The sequence below is a fragment of the Vibrio sp. Vb1026 genome (assembly GCF_033338745.1).
GTDB lineage: Bacteria > Pseudomonadota > Gammaproteobacteria > Enterobacterales > Vibrionaceae > Vibrio > Vibrio alginolyticus.
Genome location: NZ_JAWOTH010000003.1, coordinates 129,378 through 146,327, shown reverse-complemented (window position 1 = coordinate 146,327; position 16,950 = coordinate 129,378). Strand labels below are relative to the sequence as shown.

Here is a 16,950-nt window from a genome sequence, read left to right as displayed (position 1 = left end):
TTTCTACCTGGGAGAGGCGGGCTTTTTTTAAAATCACACATTAGATGAAAATTAATAGGTAGTATCCTCTCGCTAACAATACATTCAGCAAACGATTCAATTTCTTATTGATTCATCAAAATACATCAATTAGACGACTATTTTTCCATCGTGTATGTAAAACCACATCGTTCACTGGTTGTTATTGGTGTCACAAAACACGATAATATCAAGATCGGATTTTAAGAACGTAATAACTATGACCGAATATGTTTTGTTGTTGGTCGGCACTGTGCTGGTGAACAACTTTGTACTGGTGAAGTTTTTGGGCCTATGTCCTTTCATGGGTGTGTCCAAAAAACTGGAAACAGCAATAGGTATGGGCTTAGCGACAACTTTTGTGCTAACGCTCGCGTCAGTGTGTGCGTATTTAGTGGAAAGCTACATCCTTCGTCCACTAGGTATTGAGTACCTTCGAACCATGAGTTTTATTTTGGTGATAGCCGTTGTGGTGCAGTTCACCGAAATGGTTGTGCACAAAACCAGCCCGACGCTTTATCGCTTGCTTGGCATTTTCTTACCGCTGATCACAACAAACTGCGCAGTATTGGGCGTGGCACTTCTTAACATTAATGAAAACCATAACTTTATTGAATCGATCATCTACGGCTTCGGCGCCGCTGTTGGTTTCTCATTGGTGTTGATACTTTTTGCATCCATGCGAGAGCGCATAGCCGCCGCCGACGTTCCTGTACCTTTTAAAGGTGCATCAATAGCAATGATTACAGCAGGTTTAATGTCACTCGCCTTTATGGGCTTTACAGGTTTGGTGAAGTAAGCGATGAGTACGATTTTAATTGCGATTATCGCGTTAGCGGTTCTGGCTGCGATTTTCGGCGCGATACTTGGTTTTGCTTCTATTCGCTTTAAAGTTGAAGCGGACCCTATTGTGGATCAAATCGACGCCATTTTACCGCAAACTCAATGCGGTCAATGTGGCTACCCTGGTTGCCGCCCTTATGCTGAAGCAATTGCAAATGGCGACCACATAAACAAATGTCCACCTGGTGGTCAGGCAACAATCGAAAAGCTCGCCGACTTAATGGGTGTTGAGCCAGAAGAATCTGCGCACGATCTCGACAGCAAAATTCCAACCGTTGCGTTTATTCATGAAGACATGTGTATTGGCTGCACTAAGTGTATTCAGGCGTGTCCGGTGGATGCAATTGTAGGCGGAACAAAGGCGGTCCATACCGTAATCAAAGACGAATGTACGGGCTGTGACTTGTGTGTTGCCCCATGTCCGACTGATTGTATTGAAATGATTCCTGTGGCAACGACCACAGAAAGCTGGAAGTGGCAACTTCACTCCATTCCGGTACTTAACATTACGGATGCTGCCGACAATGCAGCGAACGTGAAAGATTCAATTAAGTAAGGTTTCACATGTTGTCTTTGATTGAACAAATTCGTACAGGCGCGCTTTGGGATTTCCCAGGTGGTGTGCATCCGGCAGAAAATAAAAAGCAGTCCAACAAAACTGAACTCGCTCATGCGGCTATCCCGTCAGAAATTGTATTGCCGCTAAAACAGCACATTGGTAAAGCGGGTAACCTACTGGTTGCCGAAGGTGACTACGTATTAAAAGGTCAGCCATTAACGCAATCGGAGACCGGCTTTACGGTTCCAGTGCATGCTCCAACATCAGGTACGCTCACCGCGATTGAGCCACGAACTGTCGCGCACCCTTCTGGGTTAAGTGAATTGTGCGCTGTCATCACGCCTGATGGTAACGATGCATGGTGTGAAAGAAACCCCGTCGCAGATTACCAACAAGAAACCCCTGACGCACTGATTGATGTTATTCGTCTCGCTGGTATTTCTGGTATGGGTGGCGCAGGCTTCCCTACTGCAAAAAAAATCCAATCAGGTTTTGCTCGTACCGAGATTCTTATCGTTAATGCAGCAGAGTGCGAGCCATACATCACGTCTGATGACAAGCTCATGCAAGAACATGCCGAAGAGCTTATTCAAGGTATCGAAATTGTCGAACATATCCTGACACCAAAGCTCACGATTATTGGCATTGAAGACAACAAACCAGAAGCAATCAAAGCGCTAGAAGCTGCGGCTATAAACAAAGATATCGTTATTCGCGTTATCCCAACTAAATACCCTTCTGGCGGTGAAAAACAGCTGATCAAAATTTTAACCAATAAAGAAGTGCCAAGTGGCGCGATTCCAGCCGATATTGGTATTTTGGTTCAGAATGTTGGTTCTCTTTACGCTATAAAACGCGCAGTCATCGACGGTGAGCCGATGATAAAACGCATCGTGACTCTCACTGGTAAAACCTTCAAACAACCACGCAACGTTTGGGCATTATTAGGGACACCAGTACAAGCACTGTTGGATGAGTTTGGCTATAAAGCAGATAAGAAGTTACAGCGTTTAATTATGGGTGGGCCAATGATGGGCTTTACCCTTCCTCACTCCCAAGTGCCGATTACCAAGACAGCAAACTGTATCCTTGCTCCGACTCGTCGTGAGATCTCTCCGCACCAGTATGAGATGGAATGTATTCGCTGTAGCCAATGTGCAGAAGCGTGCCCTGCTTCGCTGCTGCCTCAACAACTGCAATGGCATGCAAAAGCTGAAGAGTATGACAAACTCGAAGAATTAAACTTAAAGGATTGTATCGAGTGCGGCGCTTGTGCGTTTGTATGTCCAAGTGAAATTCCGCTCGTACAGTACTACCGCCAAGCGAAAGCAGAAATTAGAACTAGAACACAAGAAGCGGAAGCTGCAGAGCGAGCAAAACTGCGTTTTGAAGAGAAAAAAGCGCGTATGGAACGCGAAAAAGCAGAACGTGAAAATCGCTTCAAGAAAGCTGCCGATCAGCGCCGTAAAGAGATGAAGTCTTCTGGCGGCGATGATGCGATAGCAGCAGCAATCGCACGAGTGAAAGCTCAAAAGACAGAAACCACAGAAAAAACAGAGCCAGCAGTAAAACCAGCCGTAGCGGCAGCCATTGCCAAAGCGAAGGCGAAACAAGCGGCAGCAGCTAAAGCAGGCTCTAGTGAACCTGATAACTCAGAAATGGCAAAACTGCGCGAAGAGCGCAAACGTCTTGCTCGCGAACGGAAAGCGCAAAAAGAACAAGGCGAAACGCCAGACAATAACGCTGATGATAAAAAGTCGGCAGTTGCGGCCGCCATCGCCCGAGCTAAAGCGAAAAAAGCACAACAAGAAGATTCAACTGAATCTGTAGAATCGGAAACGTCTGCACAGCAAGACAGCGATCCGAAGAAAGCCGCGGTTGCTGCTGCCATTGCACGTGCCAAAGCACGTAAAGCGAAGCAAGCAGACTCAACTGAAGCGGAAGAAGCTGACGCACCTGCTGAGCAAACCGACGATCCGAAAAAAGCCGCAGTTGCCGCTGCAATTGCTCGAGCCAAAGCGCGCAAAGCTAAGCAAGCAGACTCAACCGAAGCGGAAGAAGCTGACGCACCTGCCGAGCAAACCGACGATCCGAAAAAAGCCGCCGTGGCTGCTGCGATTGCACGTGCCAAAGCACGTAAAGCGAAGCAAGCAGACTCAACTGAAGCGGAAGAAGCTGAAGCACCTACTGAGCAAACCGACGATCCGAAAAAAGCCGCCGTGGCTGCTGCGATTGCACGTGCCAAAGCGCGAAAAGCGAAGCAAGCAGACTCAACTGAAGCGGAAGAAGCTGACGCACCTGCCGAGCAAACCGACGATCCGAAAAAAGCCGCAGTTGCCGCTGCCATTGCACGTGCCAAAGCGCGCAAAGCGAAGCAAGCAGACTCAGCTGAAGCGGAAGAAGCTGAAGCACCTGCCGAGCAAACCGAAGATCCGAAAAAAGCCGCCGTGGCAGCTGCCATCGCTCGAGCCAAAGCGCGCAAAGCGAAGCAAGAAACGCAAACAGAGCCTGTTGAAGAAGCAACCTCCGAAGAACCAGAAGTGGATCCGAAGAAAGCCGCGGTTGCCGCAGCAATTGCGCGCGCGAAGGCACGCAAAGCGCAACAAGAAGCTAATAAAAATAATACTGAGGAGAACGAGTAGTGTCGTTTTTTATTGCCAGTTCACCGCATACCCACAGTCGTCGTAATACGCCAGACTTAATGAAATGGGTGGCACTTTGCGCACTTCCAGGTTTAGTAGCTCAAACCTACTTCTTTGGCTGGGGTACGCTGATTCAGCTGATTTTTGCCATTGCAGTCGCTGTATCCCTTGAAGCCTTAGTCATGATCTGTCGTAAACGCTCACCAATGAGAGCGCTACGTGATAACAGTGCAATAGTTACCGCTTGGTTGTTAGCCGTTGCTATACCACCATGGTCTCCGTGGTGGATTATGGTGATCGGGCTTATTTTTGCGATAGTAATCGCTAAACACCTCTATGGTGGCCTTGGACAAAACTTATTCAACCCTGCAATGGTCGCTTATGTGGTCTTGTTGATCTCTTTCCCAGTACAAATGACGAGTTGGAGTGCACCGACATCACTCATACCTGATCATGTAAATTTTGCAGATACACTCTCTTTAATTTTTACGGGCTATGATTACGACGGCTTATCACTTCAGCAAGTTCGCTCAGGTGTTGACGGTGTGACAATGGCGACACCACTTGATGCATTTAAGACTGGCATTCTTACAGGTGCCACTCCAAGCGAAGTAATGTCGCAGCCGATATTTGATGGCTTAGGTGGTATTGGTTGGCAATGGGTAAACCTTGCTTACCTTCTTGGCGGCATAGTCATGATCAAAAAGCGTATCATCCAATGGTATATTCCAGCAGGTTTCCTTGCGAGTCTGACTCTGTTTAGCCTAGTGTTCACGTTGCTGACGCCAGGGGAAACTGCGTCGCCAATTTTACACTTGTTATCTGGTGCAACCATGCTTGGCGCATTCTTTATTGCAACCGATCCCGTTTCGGCGTCTACCACCGTCAAAGGACGTTTAATCTTCGGTGCGCTTATTGGTGCTTTGGTTTTTATCATTCGCAGTTGGGGCGGTTTCCCAGATGGTGTTGCATTTGCAGTGTTGCTTGCAAATATGTGTGTGCCACTGATCGATTACTACACCAAACCTAGAACTTACGGTCACTGAGGTAAACATGTTAACCGCTATTAGAAAAAATGGTCTGACACTCGCGATATTTGCATGTGCAACAACCGGATTAGTCGCCCTTACTCAGTACCTAACAAAAGACCAAATCAAGGTACAAGAGCAAAAACAATTACTTTCTGTTTTGAATCAAGTCATTCCAGAAAACATGCATGACAACGCACTCACGCAAGCTTGTACAATGGTCACGTCTCCAGATCTGGGGACATTACGTGCGATGCCAGCCTACCTCGCCACGAAGAATGGTGAACCAACAGCAATCGCAATAGAATCTATCGCGCCAGATGGCTACAATGGTGAGATAAAAGTGATTACTGGGATTGATAATCAGGGCAATATTTTGGGGACACGCGTCCTAAACCACCAAGAAACCCCTGGTCTGGGCGATAAAATCGATCTTCGTGTCACCGACTGGATCCTGAGCTTTACAGGAAAACAAGTCACGGAAAACAATTGGAATTCGTGGAAAGTTCGTAAAGATGGCGGCGATTTCGATCAATTTACTGGTGCAACGATCACGCCAAGAGCCGTCGTAAAAGTGGTGCGAAATACCGTTAACTACGTAAACCAATCTCGTGAAGACATTCTTAACCAGCCGTTAGGCTGTGAAGGAGAGCAGTAATGAATGAGAATAAATTACTGATGAAAAACGGTATGTGGAGTAACAACCCCGCTCTCGTACAACTGCTGGGCTTATGTCCACTGCTAGCGGTTTCTTCCACGATAACCAATGCATTAGGTCTTGGTATTGCAACCTTACTCGTGCTAGTTGGATCCAACGTAACAGTTTCTCTTATTCGTAACTATGTGCCAAAAGAGATCCGTATACCTGTATTCGTTATGATCATTGCCTCACTCGTTACCTGCGTTCAGTTGTTAATGAATGCCTATGCGTACGGTTTGTACCTGTCTCTAGGTATCTTTATTCCTCTGATTGTAACGAACTGCATTATTATTGGCCGAGCAGAAGCTTACGCGTCAAAAAATGATGTTGCACCCGCTGCGCTAGATGGTTTGTGGATGGGCCTTGGTATGACGAGCGTCTTGGTTGTTTTAGGTGCCATGCGCGAATTGATTGGTAATGGCACACTATTCGACGGAGCAGACCTTCTCCTAGGAGACTGGGCTTCAGCTCTACGGATTCAAGTTTTCCAATTTGACAATAGCTTCCTGTTAGCGCTTCTCCCACCTGGTGCATTTATCGGTGTTGGGCTGTTGATAGCGCTCAAAAATGTCATAGATAATTCAATTCAGGCACGTCAACCAAAAGAAGAAAAACCAACCATAGAACGTGCTCGCGTCACTAACGCATAACAAGATAAGGCTCTGTCATAGGAGCCTTTTTCATAAACCGCAGAGACGGTATTGGAAGTCAGCAATGAACAAAATAAAAAGAATCGAAATTCTTGAGCGATTACGAGAAAACAATCCGAATCCTCAAACTGAGCTTAACTGGAGCTCCCCTTTTGAGCTGCTAATCGCTGTATTACTATCAGCTCAAGCAACCGATGTAAGCGTCAATAAAGCCACCGACAAGCTTTTCCCTGTAGCGAATACACCTCAAAGCATTCTTGATTTGGGAGTCGATGGCTTAAAAGAATACATAAAGACCATCGGTTTGTTTAACTCAAAGGCAGAAAACACAATCAAGACTTGTAAGATCTTGTTGGAAAAACACAATGGTGAAGTTCCTGAAGATCGTGCCGCGTTAGAAGCGCTACCAGGCGTAGGTCGCAAGACCGCAAACGTCGTGCTCAACACCGCTTTTGGTTGGCCAACTATTGCCGTCGATACGCACATTTATCGCGTGTCGAATCGCACTAAATTTGCGATGGGAAAAACGGTTGATGATGTCGAGCAGAAGCTATTAAAAGTTGTGCCAAAAGAGTTCAAACTCGATGTGCACCACTGGCTCATTCTTCATGGTCGTTATACGTGCGTAGCAAGAAAGCCTCGCTGCGGTAGCTGTATTATCGAAGATTTGTGCGAATATAAAGAGAAAGTATACCCAGATAGCTAATGCTATTTGTAAATCAAAGCTAGGAGCAAAAAATGTCAAACGGTCGAATTCTCCACACTATGCTTCGCGTAGGTGATCTAGACAAATCCATCAAGTTTTACACTGAAGTTATGGGCATGCAGCTGCTTCGTACTAACGAAAATAAAGAGTACGAATACACGCTAGCGTTTCTTGGTTATGGTGACGAATCCCAAGGTGCAGTGATCGAACTGACTTACAACTGGGGTAAAACTGAGTATGACCTAGGTACTGCTTTTGGTCATATCGCCATTGGTGTTGATGATATCTACACAACTTGCGACGCTATCAAAGCGGCGGGCGGTAATGTGACGCGTGAGCCAGGTCCAGTAAAAGGCGGAAGCACGCACATTGCATTCGTAAAAGACCCAGATGGTTATATGATTGAGCTTATTCAAAACAAGCAAGCTTCATCAGGTCTTGAAGGCTAAGCGGCACTTCTAATAATCACTTGTACTGCAAGTTGAACTCCGATTACAGGCAGGTCTGCGATCTGCCTGTCCTTTTATAAACAAAACCCTTTACTTGATAATAGTTATCGTTTAGATTTATCCGCAACTTCGATATGCGGGATTACGATAATGATCAGTGAATGGGAAAAACACACACTTCTAGCCGATACGGCACTTCAACTAGATTACCCTGTTCGCAGCATTCTTCATTACCAGCAAGCCCTAAGCCTGAGTGAAGATATCAGCGAATGTGTGGAAATTGAGGCGGACGAGCGATTATTAATTTCTGTGATTTCTTGTCATAACTTAGCTCAGTTCTGGCGTTGGGCTGGAGATACTGACTATGAACTCAAATACCTTCAACTGGCCTCTGAGAAGGTCTTAACACTTATCCCACAATGCCCAAATAAAGAGTGTGCAAGCTTTATCGACTCGATAGGATGCTGTACTAAGGCGTTGATAGACTTTATGAAGCGTCACCCTAATCCGGCTATTGCCAAACAGGTTGAAAAAATCGATACCGCCACCAATTGCGAAGTCATTGCCAAATTCCGCTTAAACTAACATTCAAATTATACAGCAGGAATCACCGAAACGTGCTTGGCAAAATACCACTAAAATATTATTAACAACGTCAGTAAATCAAAAATGCCGAAGCTTTCAGCTTCGGCGTTTTTATATGCATCACACTTGGGTTCGCCCTAGAGATATCACGACTCGGCGGTTTTTGTCTTTTCCTATTGGCGAACCGTTATCTGCAATAGGACGACGCTTGCCGTACCCTTGCACTTGAATTCGATCTTCCGGTAGCCCTAGAGACTGAAAATAGTCACGAAGTGACTCTGCACGTCGCTCTGATAAACTTTGACTCGCACTTTTACCATCGGTTGAATCTGTGTACGTCGCCACCAGCACGAGATCGATATCTTGATTATGTCGGATATAATCTGCAATTTGTGATAAACGCTTTTTAGAAGCCTTGGTTAACTGATCACCTTGTCTTTCGTAGTGCAAAATCGTAAAAGCAATGTCCTCGAAACTGTATTTCAATAAGTTGGAAATACAGTCGCTAAACGCGTTGTACTTGTTTTGAAACAGTACTGATGACAATGCGACTTCAATTCTCTGATCTCGGCTCTGCCAATCTTGGTAACTAAAAGTCGGATAACGGCCTTTTTCCAGCTCAGACAAAATGCCCCATGCTGTTTGCCCTCCGACATAACCATCAAACTGTTTAAAAAACTTTAAGTTTGTAATTCGATCGGCGTGTTCACCTGGTCGCCAAGGTGGCGGCATAGAAATGAGACTGACGTTACGTGTTTCTCCCATCGGGCGACGCATTTTTAACTCAAAGTCTAAATTGATTTTTTTATTTGCACGAGATGAAAATACCGCATCTCCAAAGCTTGGAATGGGGTGTACAAGCTGACATTCTAATGGTGTATTGACCACCATTTCCCATTGAGATTGCTGTGGAGTTGCAGCATAACGTTTGCCCATCAAAGCGAAGCTGCTTGTGCTAAACAACGAAAATACAACACCACTGGTAATCAGCCATTTCTTCATCTAATACTGTCTCTTAAACGGCAGTCTGTTGCCGTCAATTTGCATCAATAAAACCACTTCAACCGGCATGCAAAAATCTCGCCAATATAGGGTTATCTGTCACACTGCCATTAATGTGAGCCACCGTGTTCCAATCACCTTAACCGCCACTTAGCGTTTTACTTCCTCATGTTTTATCGGTTTACATGATGCAAAGTATGGCGAATAAACGTCTACATAATATGCAATACAAACTTATTGATTGGATGCAAAATAGAATTCCGGTTTTCTCTTAAATTGCGGTTTTTCTCATCGGTATAATCTGCAATAATGCAGCCTTCGTCACACAAAAATAAGCCAACATGACACTAGAAAATGAAGCTCTAACCTTGAAAAAACGCTTTCGTGGTTATTTCCCTGTGGTAGTAGACGTTGAGACCGCTGGTTTCAATGCTCAAACTGATGCACTTTTAGAAATCTGTGCCGTTACGTTGAAAATGGACGAACATGGCGTGTTGCATCCGGCCTCCACCATTCATTTTCATGTGGAGCCATTTGAAGGCGCTAACTTAGAAAAAGAAGCGCTTGAATTCAATGGTATTCGTGACCCTTTCAGCCCTCTTCGTGGTGCTGTTTCTGAGCAAGAGGCGCTAAAGGAAATTTATAAGCTTATTCGCAAAGAACAAAAAGCCGCAGATTGCTCACGTGCAATTATGGTTGCTCATAACGCAGCATTCGACTTGGGTTTTGTAAATGCAGCAAATGAACGCTGTAAACTAAAAAGAGTCCCTTTTCATCCCTTTGCTACTTTTGATACGGCTACATTAAGTGGCCTTGCTTATGGCCAAACAGTTCTCGCTAAAGCATGCAAAACAGCCGGGATGGAATTTGATAACCGTGAAGCACACTCTGCGCTTTACGATACACAAAAAACAGCAGAATTATTCTGCGGTATTGTCAACAAATGGAAGGCCCTCGGCGGTTGGCCGCTTGTCGACGAAGAATAATAAGTAAACACAACATATTAGGAAAAGTATGAATCCTGTCGTTATATCAGTGTGCGTCATGCTCGTGTTAGCATTGATGCGCGTAAACGTGGTGGTTGCCCTCACGTTTAGTGCCATCGTAGGCGGCCTAGTCGCAGGCATGAGCCTTGGGGATACGGTTGCCGCATTTGAAAGTGGTCTAGGTGGCGGTGCAACTATCGCGCTAAGCTACGCCATGTTAGGTACTTTCGCTGTTGCCATCTCGAAATCAGGCATCACGGATCTACTGGCCAAAAGTGTTATCAAGCGCTTAAATGGTAAAGAAAACTCCGCTTCCACTACTGGCTTAAAGTACGCCGTGTTGGTGGCGTTAGTGCTTGTCACGATGTCATCTCAGAACGTAATTCCGGTCCATATCGCCTTTATTCCAATTTTGATTCCACCTCTTTTGGGCGTATTCGCGAAACTTAAGCTCGACCGACGTTTGGTCGCGTGTGTTCTTACCTTCGGTTTGATCACACCTTACATGATCTTACCTGTTGGTTTCGGCGGTATTTTCTTAAACAACATTCTATTAAAGAACCTACATGACAACGGTTTGGAAAACGTGGTTGCAAGCCAAGTCCCAACCGCCATGTTACTGCCAGGTGCAGGCATGCTGTTTGGTCTATTACTGGCTATCTTTGTTAGCTATCGTAAACCGCGTGTCTACAAAGAAACTGAGTTGACTGTCGTTGACGAAACCGATCATGTCATCAATAAAAAGCACATCTTAGTTGCGGCACTTGGTATTGTCGCTGCATTGGGTGTTCAGCTTTACACGGGTTCAATGATTATCGGTGCTCTAGCTGGCTTTATGGTGTTTACTTTCGGCGGCGTTATTGCATGGAAAGAGACGCACGACGTGTTCACTAAAGGTGTACACATGATGGCAATGATTGGCTTCATCATGATTGCAGCGGCAGGTTTTGCAGCAGTAATGAAGCAAACTGGCGGTGTTGAAACACTAGTACAATCGCTATCAACCAGCATCGGTGACAATAAGCCTTTAGCTGCACTACTGATGCTGATCGTTGGTCTGTTGGTAACAATGGGCATTGGTTCATCGTTCTCTACGATTCCAATCCTTGCAACTATCTATGTGCCTCTTGCGCTAGCATTCGGCTTCTCGCCGATGGCAACGATTGCACTGGTAGGTACTGCGGCTGCGTTAGGTGATGCAGGCTCTCCAGCTTCTGACTCTACATTAGGCCCTACATCTGGTCTAAATGCCGACGGTCAACATGAGCACATTTGGGAAACAGTCGTTCCAACCTTTATCCATTACAATATCCCTCTAATCATCTTTGGTTGGATTGCAGCAATGGTGCTTTAATACTATCGTTTGGATGGATATACATTTAGTTACGAAAAAGCCGCTCAATGAGCGGCTTTTTGTTATTCATAACTGTGGTTATTGCGCTGGCATATTGTCAATAATACGCTCACGAATCAGCTTCAAGGTTGGTTCTGTCGACAGGTAATCGATGGCAATCGGAAAATAAGCGTCGTTAATTTTAAGAACCAAGCTAGGGTAAGAGTTCACATCTAGGCTCTTTGCAAGGCTCAATTGATCTTCGAACACACCCTCTAAGAAAGAGCCATCCATGTCATTCTTGAATTGCTGAACATTCAAGCCAATTTCTCTCGCTAGTTGCAAGTGAGTGGCTTCTTCATGAGGAGGCATCGCACGTAAGTAATACGCATGCTGAATCGCTTCTAGCATCTGCTCATAAGAGTCTTGAAAGCCCGCTGCAATAACCGCACGACAAGATTGGTAAGTGCTTCTAACTGGCGTACAAAGCTTCCAGAAATCGTAGTTAAACTTAGTGCCTAACTGGCGCTCAATCTGCTTCCAAATACCTTCGAGTTTTTGTTGCATCTCGGGCGGCATCGGTAAATTAGTATCTGGCGCAAGACCACCAACCACATACTCAAACTGAATCACACCTGGCAGTTGCTGTTTTAGTTTATCCAGCGTTGGTTTGTAACCCCAACACCAACTGCACATTGGGTCATGCACGTAGTAAAGCTTTATATCCACTTTAATAATTAAACCTTTAAAATCATTTCAAAATCTCGGAGTAATTATACAGTCTCATAAGTTGAAAAACTGCTTTATCTTAATAATTCGCTCTAAAGCCAGTCTATACGAGGCGTGTTAAGTTTCATTGTAGATCTTAGGTTAGATAAACAAGTCTGTCAGCTGAGAACTCTAGCCCACCTAGCTCATTTTGTTCGCACAAACTCTTAAAATGTTCAGTACAATACAGAAAGCTCGCTCCTAGCATCTTTGACTTGAAAACAACCTTTTCTGCAACGTCGCTTTCATTAAATACTAACACCTCTACACCTGCTAAGCTGCCATATTCAATTTTTTGGACGCACTTATCTTCATCTTCTTGCCCAAACTCCAACGGTGTATACAGGTACCATTCCTCTCCTTTATAACGAATCGATAAGAACTCGCCTACTTTGCTCAATGGCTCTTTTAAAGATGCATAAGCTTTAGGGGAAAGCACTAAGAAAACCCGTAACCATAAACTGATATCAGGAAGTAATGAGTCTTTCTTGAGAACATCTTCAAACTCAATATCTACTTCACCCCATATACTTTTGAAAGAAAAGTTTTCTAATGGCTGCACAACGATTTTTTCTATTAAATCAATATCACCTAACTGCCTAGCTATAGAACTAGGCGTAGTGCTCACGATTTTATATTCATTGTGACAGTCGAAAATTTTATAAACCGTCATTAATCTATCAACTCCTCATGTTTTACTACCAGGAGCCACCTATGGGTAAGTTACTTTTCAAATCATTCTTCATGAAGGAAACAGGCCTAAAAAAGCTGCGTTTTAGAGGAGAAAGCTAATTTTCTCGTCGACCATTACAGTGCTTCCAAACCCCAGTATCAGAGAAATAGTATTTTCATATTAATAAAAATCACTAATTAAATGGATCTGTCAAATTAGAAGAAAACATGATGCCATTGAGCTGATTTTGTTCACACAAAGCCTTAAACTTATCTGTACAGTACAAGGTGCCCGCTCCTTCTAGCCGAGACTTGAAAACCATTTTGTCTTTAACATCATCGTCAATAAAAACAAGGGTATCTAACCCATCTCGGCTCCCATATGCGATTTTTTCTACGCACTTTCTCTTGTTTTCTTGTCCAAAAGTCAGTGATGCATATAAATACCATTGCCCACCTTGGTAGTTAGCAGGTAAAAACTCTCCGTGTTCAGTTAGATAAGCATTCAATATTTCATATGCCCTCGGAGATAAAACAAGATATGTTCGCGCCCACAAACTAATATCAGGCAATAGAGAATTGTACTTAAATACATCTTGAAACTTTACCTCCACAGGCTTCCAAATATCTTGCAGAGATTGATTTTTAATTGCCTGTAACAAGATCCTCTCAAAATAGTCGAAGTCACCTAACTGGCTAGCGATTTCATCGGGACCAGAGCAGATCGTTTGAAATTCTCTTAAATTATCTATTATCTTGTAAACTGTCATAATCCTTCCAAAACTTGATTTTTAGCGTCCAATGCCGATTTATGATGGGGCTTACTCTTCGAGTGCATTTTGTACCGAAATAAGTTGGCCTCAAAATTCTGGGGGACTTAAATTGCCTTTAGTGTAATTCCTTAACCAAATACCATTTGTAACAACTCCCTTGTCAAGACCTGTAAGCAATGATGTTTGAAAACGACTTTACGAAATAGATGGCGGCATACATCGTAATTACGCGCCAAAATGCATTAAAATGCATATTGAAGTTTTTGTATACACTAGGCGGACTTTACATGGCTTCGCGAGGTTTACGAGATAGGCAGTCAGAACAAAGCTTTATGTTCATTCCACTAACCTAAAAAGAAAAAGGAGCCAGTACGGCTCCTTCGTATTCTATCGCTAAATGTGAGTATTTACGAATTACTCAGCTTGATCTTCAGCGCGCGCTGCTGCTTCTTTGATTAGAGGCTGCAGTTCACCTTTTTGGAACATTTCTAGAATAATGTCACAACCGCCGATAAGCTCGCCTTCAACCCATAGTTGAGGGAAAGTTGGCCATTGCGCGTACTTTGGTAACTCAGCACGGATATCTGGGTTTTGCAGAATGTCTACGTAAGCGAACTTCTCACCACATGCCATTAGTGCCTGTGACGCTTGAGAAGAGAAACCACAGCTAGGTAGTTTCGGTGATCCTTTCATGTACAGCAGGATTGAGTTTTCAGAGATCTGCTGTTTGATTTTGTCGATAGTTTCCATCGCTTCCTCATTCATGGGTTTGAACTTTATTTATTTGCCACATTCTACTCAATAACGACAGAATAAAAACCATATAATTAATAAGGCTTAATTTTAGATTGCTCATTGGCGAGCAATGCAGCACTTCACCACTGCTAACCTCTTAAAATATTTTCATATCGGGGTTTTAATAAAGTAAAAACTTGCTAAAATGCTTAGCAAGTCAGCCTTAAAGGCGACATAGCTATAAAAAAACACTGGAAGCAATCGAAAGGTCATCCTTTCAAATCAATGGAGAATCGAGTAATGGCATTTGAACTACCAGCTCTTCCTTACGCGAAAGACGCACTAGAACCACACATCTCAGCAGAGACTCTAGACTACCACCACGGTAAGCACCACAACACTTACGTTGTTAAGCTTAACGGTCTTATCCCTGGTACTGAGTTCGAAGGCAAAACTCTAGAAGAGATCATCAAGACTTCTACTGGTGGCGTATTCAACAACGCAGCGCAAATCTGGAACCACACGTTCTACTGGCACTGTCTTGCTCCAAATGCGGGCGGCGAGCCAACTGGCGCAGTTGCAGACGCAATCAACGCAGCATTCGGTTCTTTTGAAGAATTCAAAGCGAAGTTTACTGATTCAGCAATCAACAACTTCGGTTCTTCATGGACTTGGCTTGTTAAGAAAGCTGATGGCTCTCTAGAGATCGTTAACACTTCTAACGCTGCTACTCCTCTAACAGAAGAAGGTACAACACCACTTCTAACTGTTGACCTATGGGAACACGCGTACTACATCGATTACCGCAACGTACGTCCTGATTACATGAACGGCTTCTGGGCTCTAGTAAACTGGGACTTCGTAGCTGAGAACCTAGCGAAGTAATATACTTCCCCCTAAGTTCAATTTAGTCTTATTCAAAAGCTCGCTATTTAGCGGGCTTTTTTGTTTCGCATTCCCTAGCACCTTTAAATAATTCCCTCTTTTACTAAAGTTCTTCTTATTCACGCCGTTAAAAGAGCATCGAGCGAGGAACATCATGCAAATTCATACGTTAGACAAAGCTGCAATTATCAACGAACTTCAGTTCGGTAATGGTATTAACCATGCCGTACACGAAGGTCGTCGTGCGGATTTCTCGCTGATTCTGTCTATGTTCTCTAATGATGTTCGCGATGTGGTCCCAGTTGAAGAGGTCCAGGAAGTCATCACCAGTGACAGTATTCTTCGCCAACAATTGGGTTTATCGCAACCTCAAGCTCTTCGTTCTGATAGCAGCAGCTATGAACTCGCAGCTGAACAAGCGAAACAGTTTCACGATGCAGGATTGCCTTCCGCAAAGCTGAGCCATTACCTAAAACCAGATGCGCTGACTTACCTGCCTGAAGACACATTCAACCTACCAGAGGAGGTTTATCACAACCTATCTGGTCATGAGCGACGCAGATTGGGCGAACGCAACAAACAACTGATCCCAGATGCTGGGCTATATAATCAGCTAGTGACGGCTCAACGTCAGCATCAAATTCAAGCTAAAGCATAGAGATCCGCTTTTTATCCAATAGCTTGCAATACCTACACGTCAGAAATGTGACATCTTACAAATTACCGCACAATAGTCCTCACTCGAAAGCGTTAGTTTGAAGCCTTTCACACTGAACCCAACGAATTTCAACCATGCTATTAGCACAAACCACTGGTGTATTGTTTTTCACATATGGATACAGTGAAGGTGCTATGGATATCAAAGAATCAATTATTCTCGTCACGTCTGCAGGTTCGGTTATAGGAAGAACCTGTGCAAATCACTTTGCTCACCTTGGAGCAACGTTGATTCTTTGTGACCAAAATTCTAGCGCTTTGAGAGCGAGCTATGAGCAAATCAGCGCTTTCACTGACAAAGTGTATGCTATGAATGTGTGTAGTGATAACACAACGTCCATTAACTTATTGTTTGACCAGATAGAATCACAGCTACGTGCGACACCAGATGTGATTGTTAATTGCTGGACCAGCTCCCCTATGCCTGGCTTAATGGCGCCAGAACCAATGAGTACTTACATTGATCACTTGTCGTCTGCGGCACGCTTCCTTTATACCTACGGCCAAGTAGGAGCAGAGCGCTTTCGAGCCAGAAACAAGAAAGGCGTCATTGTTAACGTCATTTCTCATGACAACCATGAAGACTTTACGGGAGTTGAAAGCATGGCGGCGTTGGTGTCAGGTTTTACTCACAGCTGGGCAAAAGAACTCACACCATTCAACATTCGAGTGGGCGGCGTTATTCCCTCGGTAAATCATACAAAAGAAGAGCTCAACGAGAGGCACTGGGCTGAGATCCAAGACGAACTAGTCCGCAACACAGCATACATCGTCGCGAATGAATACTTCAGTGGCCGAGTAGTTGCGACCGAAGTGTAAGCATACACAGCAACTCTGTTTTCCCAAGCCAGATGTAACTCCTGCACCAAAATAAAAAAAAGCCCCAGTCATTTGACTGG

General features: G+C 44.3%; 19 protein-coding genes. 14 read left to right on the top strand and 5 right to left on the bottom strand.

Annotated features, from left to right (window positions below):
* Positions 1-238: 238 nt before the first annotated feature.
* From rsxA to R7E47_RS07185, 9 genes are all read left to right on the top strand, one after another.
* Positions 239-817 carry an electron transport complex subunit RsxA gene (gene rsxA / locus R7E47_RS07225; protein ID WP_005380762.1) on the top strand — a complete coding sequence of 193 codons (579 nt, stop codon included), beginning with the start codon at positions 239-241 and terminating at the stop codon, positions 815-817.
* Positions 818-820: 3 nt separating this feature from the next.
* Positions 821-1,417: an electron transport complex subunit RsxB gene (rsxB, locus tag R7E47_RS07220; RefSeq protein ID WP_005380760.1), complete on the top strand. Its 597-nt coding sequence runs from the start codon at positions 821-823 to the stop codon at positions 1,415-1,417.
* An 8-nt stretch (positions 1,418-1,425) separates the two neighbouring features.
* A complete protein-coding gene (gene rsxC, locus R7E47_RS07215) occupies positions 1,426-4,062 on the top strand; it encodes an electron transport complex subunit RsxC (protein ID WP_222716556.1) in 2,637 nt (878 codons plus the stop codon).
* On the top strand, positions 4,062-5,108 hold the full coding sequence (rsxD, locus tag R7E47_RS07210) for an electron transport complex subunit RsxD (RefSeq protein ID WP_033907336.1): 1,047 nt from the start codon (positions 4,062-4,064) through the stop codon (positions 5,106-5,108). The genes rsxC and rsxD overlap by 1 nt, the downstream gene beginning before the upstream one ends.
* 7 nt (positions 5,109-5,115) lie before the next feature.
* On the top strand, positions 5,116-5,748 hold the full coding sequence (gene rsxG / locus R7E47_RS07205) for an electron transport complex subunit RsxG (protein ID WP_047103464.1): 633 nt from the start codon (positions 5,116-5,118) through the stop codon (positions 5,746-5,748).
* On the top strand, positions 5,748-6,440 hold the full coding sequence (locus R7E47_RS07200) for an electron transport complex subunit E (protein WP_005380745.1): 693 nt from the start codon (positions 5,748-5,750) through the stop codon (positions 6,438-6,440). The genes rsxG and R7E47_RS07200 overlap by 1 nt, the downstream gene beginning before the upstream one ends.
* A 64-nt stretch (positions 6,441-6,504) precedes the next feature.
* Positions 6,505-7,146, top strand: a complete 642-nt coding sequence (gene nth / locus R7E47_RS07195; RefSeq protein ID WP_005380743.1) for an endonuclease III — start codon at positions 6,505-6,507, stop codon at positions 7,144-7,146.
* A 32-nt stretch (positions 7,147-7,178) separates the two neighbouring features.
* Positions 7,179-7,595, top strand: coding sequence for a lactoylglutathione lyase (gene gloA, locus R7E47_RS07190; protein WP_017635317.1), 417 nt, complete (start codon positions 7,179-7,181; stop codon positions 7,593-7,595).
* 150 nt (positions 7,596-7,745) lie between these two features.
* Positions 7,746-8,180 carry a DUF2753 domain-containing protein gene (locus R7E47_RS07185; RefSeq protein WP_318084003.1) on the top strand — a complete coding sequence of 145 codons (435 nt, stop codon included), beginning with the start codon at positions 7,746-7,748 and terminating at the stop codon, positions 8,178-8,180.
* A gap of 120 nt (positions 8,181-8,300) precedes the next feature.
* Here R7E47_RS07185 and motY read toward each other — a convergent pair whose 3' ends face one another.
* Positions 8,301-9,182, bottom strand: coding sequence for a flagellar protein MotY (gene motY / locus R7E47_RS07180; RefSeq protein ID WP_005384887.1), 882 nt, complete (start codon positions 9,180-9,182; stop codon positions 8,301-8,303).
* Positions 9,183-9,523: 341 nt separating this feature from the next.
* Here motY and rnt point away from each other — a divergent pair, with 341 nt between their 5' ends.
* Both rnt and R7E47_RS07170 read left to right on the top strand, forming a co-directional pair.
* On the top strand, positions 9,524-10,168 hold the full coding sequence (gene rnt / locus R7E47_RS07175; RefSeq protein WP_005384888.1) for a ribonuclease T: 645 nt from the start codon (positions 9,524-9,526) through the stop codon (positions 10,166-10,168).
* A 28-nt stretch (positions 10,169-10,196) separates the two neighbouring features.
* Positions 10,197-11,522 carry a Na+/H+ antiporter family protein gene (locus R7E47_RS07170; RefSeq protein WP_017821192.1) on the top strand — a complete coding sequence of 442 codons (1,326 nt, stop codon included), beginning with the start codon at positions 10,197-10,199 and terminating at the stop codon, positions 11,520-11,522.
* A gap of 78 nt (positions 11,523-11,600) precedes the next feature.
* Here R7E47_RS07170 and R7E47_RS07165 read toward each other — a convergent pair whose 3' ends face one another.
* The 4 genes from R7E47_RS07165 to R7E47_RS07150 form a co-directional block, all read right to left on the bottom strand.
* Positions 11,601-12,230 (bottom strand): DsbA family protein, encoded by a 630-nt coding sequence (locus R7E47_RS07165; RefSeq protein ID WP_258669301.1) that lies wholly within the window; start codon positions 12,228-12,230, stop codon positions 11,601-11,603.
* 136 nt (positions 12,231-12,366) lie between these two features.
* Positions 12,367-12,942: a hypothetical protein gene (locus tag R7E47_RS07160; RefSeq protein ID WP_053349608.1), complete on the bottom strand. Its 576-nt coding sequence runs from the start codon at positions 12,940-12,942 to the stop codon at positions 12,367-12,369.
* Between the two features lie 193 nt (positions 12,943-13,135).
* The gene (locus R7E47_RS07155) at positions 13,136-13,711 is read right to left on the bottom strand and encodes a hypothetical protein (protein ID WP_053349607.1); all 576 of its coding nucleotides are present in this window, start codon (positions 13,709-13,711) and stop codon (positions 13,136-13,138) included.
* A gap of 417 nt (positions 13,712-14,128) precedes the next feature.
* Positions 14,129-14,464 (bottom strand): Grx4 family monothiol glutaredoxin, encoded by a 336-nt coding sequence (locus R7E47_RS07150; RefSeq protein ID WP_017635833.1) that lies wholly within the window; start codon positions 14,462-14,464, stop codon positions 14,129-14,131.
* 285 nt (positions 14,465-14,749) lie between these two features.
* Between R7E47_RS07150 and sodB the strand changes: the two genes are divergently transcribed.
* The 3 genes from sodB (at position 14,750) to R7E47_RS07135 (ending at position 16,870) form a co-directional block, all read left to right on the top strand.
* Positions 14,750-15,334, top strand: a complete 585-nt coding sequence (sodB, locus tag R7E47_RS07145) for a superoxide dismutase [Fe] (RefSeq protein ID WP_005396533.1) — start codon at positions 14,750-14,752, stop codon at positions 15,332-15,334.
* A gap of 154 nt (positions 15,335-15,488) precedes the next feature.
* Positions 15,489-15,992, top strand: a complete 504-nt coding sequence (locus R7E47_RS07140) for a VC2046/SO_2500 family protein (protein WP_033907342.1) — start codon at positions 15,489-15,491, stop codon at positions 15,990-15,992.
* A 134-nt stretch (positions 15,993-16,126) separates the two neighbouring features.
* A complete protein-coding gene (locus R7E47_RS07135) occupies positions 16,127-16,870 on the top strand; it encodes an SDR family oxidoreductase (RefSeq protein ID WP_005380732.1) in 744 nt (247 codons plus the stop codon).
* The last annotated feature ends 80 nt before the right edge of the window (positions 16,871-16,950 follow it).